Genomic DNA, 6418 nt, shown 5'->3' on the forward strand with positions numbered 1-6418 from the left:
TCGGATTGAAAAAGTGATCGCCATAGTCCAATAGCGCCCGCGCCGACAGGCGCGCTTCCTCGATCATTTCGGAAAAATTGGGGGCCATGCGGGCGGGAAGAACTCGATTTGCGGGCAATTGGCTGGAAACCTACCCGAAAGGTGGCGATTGGCGGTCCAAAATCAAGTTTCATACTTAGAACGCTATTTGAGCCGAAGGGTTTGAAGGGTTCGTTGACCCCCAAAGAACTATGATTTATCGCTCTCGCTGCGAAGCTTGCCGGATCGCCATGACCATTTTCAAACTGAAGCAGCTTGCCTCGACGTCCGTCCATGCGGCGGCCGGCGCCATGCGCTGGAACTACGATCGGGCCGAACTGATCGCCGACGGCGTCGTGCATGGCATCGGTGTGTTCGGCGGGGTGGTCGCGGCCACGGTGCTGATCGTGCTCGCCGCGATCTACGCGACGCCGCTCGAGGTGGCGGTGGTCTCGGTTTACGTGGCCGGCCTGCTCACCATGCTGGTGCTCTCGGCAACCTATAATCTGTGGCCGGTGTCGCGCGCCAAATGGGTGCTGCGCCGCTTCGATCATTCGGCGATCTATGTGCTGATCGCGGCGACCTATACGCCGATCATCGCCCAGATGAAGGACAGCATCTTCGCGCTCGCGCTTTTGATCGGCGTCTGGTGCGTGGCGGTTGTCGGCATCGTGATCAAGCTGGCGTTTCCAGGCCGCTTCGACCGGGTGGCGGTCGGCCTTTATCTGGCGATGGGCTGGAGCGGCTTCATGGTCTACGACGCGGGTATGTTGTCGCTGCCGACGCTGACCCTGTGGTTCATCGCCGCAGGCGGCCTGCTCTACAGTTTCGGCGTGATCTTTCACGCCTGGCAGCGGCTGCGTTTTCAGAACGCGATCTGGCATTCCTTCGTGCTGCTGGGCGCGGCCTGCCATTACACCGCCGTGCTCGATCTCGTTCTGAACTAGATTCTCGAGGGCGCAATGCAGGTGGCGGGCAAGGTCGTGGTTGTCACCGGGGGCGCCAACGGCATCGGCCGGGCGCTGTGCGAAGCCTTTCATCGTGCCGGCGCGGCCAAGGTGATCGTCGCCGATCTCGACATCGCCGGTGCGCAAGCCGTCGCGGCCTCGGTCGACGGGGCGGCGTTCAAATGCGATGTCGGGCAGGAGAAAGACATCGTCCACGTCATCGAGGAGACCGAGCGGAAGTTCGGCCCGATCGCGCTGTTCTGCTCCAATGCCGGCATCGGCGGCGGCTTCGATCCGATGTCGGAAAATGCCGGCGGAGCCTCCGACGAGCCGTTCATGAAAAGCTGGGCGATCCATGTCATGGCCCATATCTATGCCGCGCGGCATCTCATTCCGCGGATGAAGGCGCGCGGCGGCGGCTATTTCCTCAACACAATATCAGCGGCCGGACTGCTGTCGCAGGTCGGCAGCCCCGCTTATTCGACGACCAAGCATGCCGCGGTCGGGTTCGCCGAAAATCTCGCGATCTCGCACAAGGCCGATGGCATCAAGGTGTCGATTCTGTGCCCGCAGGGCGTCGACACCAATATGCTGCGCTCGATCCCCAAGGGGCCGCAATCCGGCGACGGCGATCTGACGCCGGAGCAGGTGGCCAGGGACGCGCTCGCCGGCATCGAGCAGGAAACCTTTGTCATTCTGCCGCATCCGCAGGTGCTGAACTACATGCGCAAGAAAACCGAAAATTACGATCGCTGGATCTCAGGCATGGCCAAGATCCAGGCCAAGATGCGGGAAGATTTCGGGAAGTGAAAGATGCTCGTGGCGACGAGCGCAGTACGCTGTCTCGTCATTGCGAGCGAAGCGAAGCAATCCATGCAGCGGCAAAAGGAAAGCTGGATTGCTTCGTCGCTAACGCTCCTCGCAATGACGGTGTGAGGTCAAGCCTCAGCTCTTCCGCGCGTAGAGCAGCGGCACCGCGGAATCCACCATCACTTCGATCAGGCTGACGCCCTTATGCGCCAGGCCGCGCTTCAGCGCCGGCGCGAGTTCCGATGATCTTGTCACCCGCACCGCGTCGCAACCCATGCCTTCCGCGATCTTCACAAAGTCGATGCCGGGCAGCTCGAGGCCGGGTACGTTGCGCACCTGCATCACCTGGCTGAACGAGCGCATCGCGCCGTAGCCTACATTGTTGATCACCACCACCGTCAGCGGCAGTTTGCGCTGCGCCGCCGTCCACAGCGCCTGGATCGAATACATCGCCGAGCCGTCGCCGATCAGGCAGACGGTGCGGATGCCGGGACGGCCGAGCGCCATGCCGACCGCGGCCGGGAGGCTGTAGCCGAGGCCGCCGCTCGCCATGGTGTAAAAACTGTCCTGGCCGCGCATCGGCATGAATTTCTGCATCGCCGGGCGGTGCGACGGCGCTTCCTCGACCAGCACGGCGTCATCAGGCATCGCGGATGAGAGCGTGTGCAGCAGGTATTCGACCGGAATCGGTTCGCCCGCGGATGGAGCGGGCGGCAAAGTACGTCCTGCCGGCATCGCGCGTTTGGTTTCGGGCAGGAGGTCCAGCAGCATTGTCAGCGCGGGCTTCATGGTGGCGACGATGCTGCTGCCGAGCGGCGTGACCGCCGCCGCGGTCGGATCGTCGGTGATCTGGAAAATCGTCGTCGCACCGTCGAAGATCGCGGCACGGCCTTCGACGTGGAAGGTGAAGACCGGCGCGCCGATCACGACCACCAGATCGTGCGCGCGAAGCGCATCCGAAAGCTGCGCCGGCGAGGCATGCAGGAACCCTGAGAATTGCGGATGCCGCTCCGGGAAACTGCAGCGCGCCGAAAACGGGCTGACCCACACCGACGCTCTTGTCTTTTCCGCGACCTTGACCATCAGCTCGACCGCGCCGGCGCGATCGACGCCGGGGCCGACCACGAGGGCAGGGTGCTTGCTGGCCGAAAGTGCTGCGGCAAGCGCTGTCATCGCGCTCGCGTCGGGGCCGAGTTCGCGGCTGACCTGGCGCGCCTCGACCGGTTGGGTCTGATGCGTCCAGTCGTCGATCGGCACTGAAACAAACGTCGGCCCGCAGGGCGGCTGCATCGCCACGTAATAAGCACGCGCGATCGCCGCCGGCACGTCTTCGGCGCGCGCGGGCTCGACCGAGAATTTGACGTAAGGCCGCGGGAATTCCGAGGCGCGCTCGGCATAGAGAAACGCCTGCAGCGGCAGGATGCTGCGCGCCTGCTGGCCCGCCGATATCACCAGCGGGGTCTGGTTGCGGTGTGCGGTATAGATGTTGCCGAGCGCGTTGCCGACGCCGGCTGCGGAATGCAGATTGACGAAACCGGCGTTGCGCGTGGCCTGGGCGTAACCGTCGGCCATCCCGATCACGGAGGCTTCCTGCAGGCCCAGAACATAGTCGATATCGTCGGGCCAGTCGGCGAGAAACGGCAGTTCCGTCGAGCCGGGATTGCCGAACACTTTCTTGATACCGAACGACCGCAAGAGGTCGAGGGTTGCCTGTTTGACGCTGACCGATGCGCCGGTGGTCTTTGTCGGCTTACGGGACAATGTTCCACTCCGTCATTCCGGGACGGTGCGTTAGCACCAGACCGGGAATCTCGAGATTCTCCGATGTGCCGTTGCACATCGTGGTTCGATGCTTCGCATCGCCCCGGAATGACGGGCCGGTTGCTACCACGTCGCGGTGCCCTTCATGGTCGGCTGACCTTCCGAATTCGCTGTCCACAATTCCATGCCGGCGGCGGCGTCGTTGGCGTTGACGCTGAACTCGCTTCCTTCGAACAGCGGCTGCAGCCCGCGATAGCTGAATTTCTTCGGCGCCGCGCCGTCATGCAATTTGGCTGCGAGTTCCACCAGGAACGCCGCCTGCATCGGGCCATGGAAGATCAGGCCGGGATAGCCTTCGACCTTGGTAACGTAGTCGCGATCGTAGTGAATGCGGTGGCCGTTGAAGGTCAGCGCCGAGTAACGAAACAGCAGAACGGGATCGGCCATGTGCGTTTCGCGGTGCTTTGCCGCCGGCGGCGGCGGCGCGGCCGGCCTGGCGGGGGCTTGCGCGGCCGACATGTCGCGATAGACGATATCCTGCCGCTCGCGCAGCGCGGTGCCGCGCGGCGTCGTCACCAGATGGTCGACGGAAACGAAGCACAACACCCCGGAGCTGCCGGTCTTCATCGTCACGTCGGCGATGCGCGACGTCCGCATCGTCTCGTCGCCGACGCGCAAGGTGTCGAAGAATTCCAGTTCCCCGCCGGCCCACATCCGGCGCGGCAGCGGCACCGGCGGCAGAAAGCCGCCACGGGTGGGATGACCGTCGGGGCCAAGCTCCGACATCGGAAAAACCGGCTGCGCCAGGCACCAATGAACGGTCCATGGCGCGGCATCGCCCGGCCTGGGATCGCCGATCTCCATGAACAAAGTGGCGCGCAGGCCCTTCACCAGTTGCGCGGTGACGATGTCGGAGGCCTGGGTGCTGCGGCCGATCCACTGGCGCAAATGGTCAAGGTCGGGTTTGTCGGTCATGACGATCTGGTCCGGATAGGAGGAGGGCTCGCAATAGTGGTGCGCTCGCCGATCGCAGGCACGGCGCCGTAATGACGCGGCTGATCGACGACGATGGCGGCCGGCGCGGGATAGCTCACGGGTCCCGCCGGGGTGTCGACCTCGATCCGCCGCAGATGCGGATGATGGGCGAGGTCGGCCATGGTATTGACCTCGGCAAAGGCGATGTCGGCGTCGGACAGCCGCTCCAGCAGCTCGTCGCGCGTCATGGTCGCAAAGGCGTCGCCGACGGCCTTGTCGGTGAGGGCGCGGTTGCGGACGCGCTCGACCATGTTGGCAAATCTCGGATCGTTCGGCAGCTCAACCTGGCCCAGCACGTCGGCGCACAATTTCTTCCATTCGCGCTCGCTCTGGATCGAAATCAGGATGTCCTTGCCGTCTTTGGAGCGGAACACGCCGTAGGGCGCGATCGAGGGATGCGCGAGGCCCAGCCGTTGCGGCGGATTGCCGGCTTCCGCATTGAGCAGCGGCACCGTGAGCCAGTCGGCCATCACGTCGAACATCGAAATCCGGATATCGGCGCCTTTGCCGCTGCGCGAGCGTGCGATCAGGGCTTCGAGGATCGCGGCATGGGCGGTGGCGCCGGTGGCCACGTCGACGATCGACACGCCGACGCGGGAGGGGCCTTCCGGGCCGCCGGTGATCGACGCCAGTCCGCTCTCGGCCTGTATCAAGAGATCGTAGGCCTTGCGATGCGCATAGGGGCCGTCGTCGCCATAGCCCGAGATGGTGCAGCAGATCAGTTTTGGGTAATCCCTGCGCAGGCGCTCCAGCGCGAAGCCGAGCTTGTCCATCGAACCGGGCTTGAGGTTTTGCAGCAGCACGTCGGCACTGGCGATCAGTTGTTCGAGACTGGCGCGCCCTTCTTTGCTGGCGAGATCGATCACTACGGAATCCTTGCCGCGGTTGAGCCAGACGAAATAGCTGCTCTGTCCCTTCGCCGCCGCATCATAGCCGCGGGCGAAATCGCCCTCGGGGCGCTCGATCTTGATGACATGCGCGCCGGCGTCGGCCAGCCGCGAACTGCAGAACGGCGCGGCGACCGCCTGTTCGACGGCAATGACGGTCAGTCCTTCAAGCGGCAGCATTTCTTGTTCTCAGTAGGATCGGGGCATGCCCAGCACGTGCTCGGCGAGGTACGATAAAATCAGATTGGTCGAGATCGGCGCCACCTGATAGAGCCGGGTCTCGCGGAATTTGCGTTCGACGTCATATTCCTCGGCAAAGCCGAAACCGCCATGGGTCTGCACGCAGGCATTCGCCGCTTCCCAGGAGGCATCGGCCGCCAGCATTTTTGCCATGTTGGCCTCGGCGCCGCAATCGAGCCCCGCCTCGTATTTGCGGGTGGCTTCCTTCACCATCAGCTCGGCGCCGCGCATCGCCGCATAGGATTTTGCAATCGGGAACTGGACGCCCTGGTTCTGGCCGATCGGGCGGCCGAACACGACGCGTTCCTTGGCGTAGGCGGAGGCCTTGGCGATGAACCATTTGGCGTCGCCGACGCATTCCGAGGCGATCAGGATTCGCTCGGCGTTCATGCCGGAGAGGATGTAGCGAAAACCCTTGCCCTCCTCGCCGATCAGGTTCTCCGCCGGCACCCTCATGTCAGTGAAGAACACTTCCGTGGTGGCGTGATTCATCATGGTGCGGATCGGGCTGATCGAGAGGCCGTTGCCCTTCGCCGCCTTCATGTCGACGATGAACACCGACAGGCCGTCGGTGCGCTTTTGGGACTGCTCCTTCGGCGTAGTGCGCGCCAGCAGGATCATCAGGTCGGAATATTCGGCGCGGCTGGTCCAGATCTTCTGGCCGTTGACGATATAGTCGCCATTGCCGTCTTTCTTCGCGAACGTCTTCAGCGAGGAGGT

Annotated in this window: 6 protein-coding genes; 2 read left to right on the forward strand and 4 right to left on the reverse strand. The window is 63.7% G+C overall.

Annotated elements, in window-relative coordinates; translation table 11 throughout:
• Positions 1–269 precede the first annotated feature (269 nt).
• Positions 270–965 carry a hemolysin III family protein gene (locus tag QZ213_RS22775; protein WP_291688341.1) on the forward strand — a complete coding sequence of 232 codons (696 nt, stop codon included), beginning with the start codon at positions 270–272 and terminating at the stop codon, positions 963–965.
• Between the two features lie 15 nt (positions 966–980).
• Positions 981–1775, forward strand: a complete 795-nt coding sequence (locus tag QZ213_RS22780; RefSeq protein WP_291688342.1) for an SDR family oxidoreductase — start codon at positions 981–983, stop codon at positions 1773–1775.
• Between the two features lie 135 nt (positions 1776–1910).
• Here QZ213_RS22780 and mdlC read toward each other — a convergent pair whose 3' ends face one another.
• From mdlC to QZ213_RS22800, 4 genes are all read right to left on the reverse strand, one after another.
• Positions 1911–3536 (reverse strand): benzoylformate decarboxylase, encoded by a 1626-nt coding sequence (gene mdlC / locus QZ213_RS22785; protein WP_291688343.1) that lies wholly within the window; start codon positions 3534–3536, stop codon positions 1911–1913.
• Positions 3537–3659: 123 nt separating this feature from the next.
• Entirely contained in the window at positions 3660–4511 is an 852-nt protein-coding gene (locus tag QZ213_RS22790; RefSeq protein ID WP_291688344.1) for a MaoC family dehydratase N-terminal domain-containing protein, read from the reverse strand.
• Positions 4508–5638: a CaiB/BaiF CoA-transferase family protein gene (locus tag QZ213_RS22795; RefSeq protein ID WP_291688345.1), complete on the reverse strand. Its 1131-nt coding sequence runs from the start codon at positions 5636–5638 to the stop codon at positions 4508–4510. The genes QZ213_RS22790 and QZ213_RS22795 overlap by 4 nt, the downstream gene beginning before the upstream one ends.
• A gap of 9 nt (positions 5639–5647) precedes the next feature.
• The coding region (locus tag QZ213_RS22800; RefSeq protein WP_291688346.1) for an acyl-CoA dehydrogenase family protein at positions 5648–6418 on the reverse strand (771 nt) is incomplete at its 5' end.

Origin of the sequence: Bradyrhizobium sp. (genome assembly GCF_017881085.1) — a bacterium.
Taxonomy (GTDB): Bacteria; Pseudomonadota; Alphaproteobacteria; order Rhizobiales; family Xanthobacteraceae; genus Bradyrhizobium.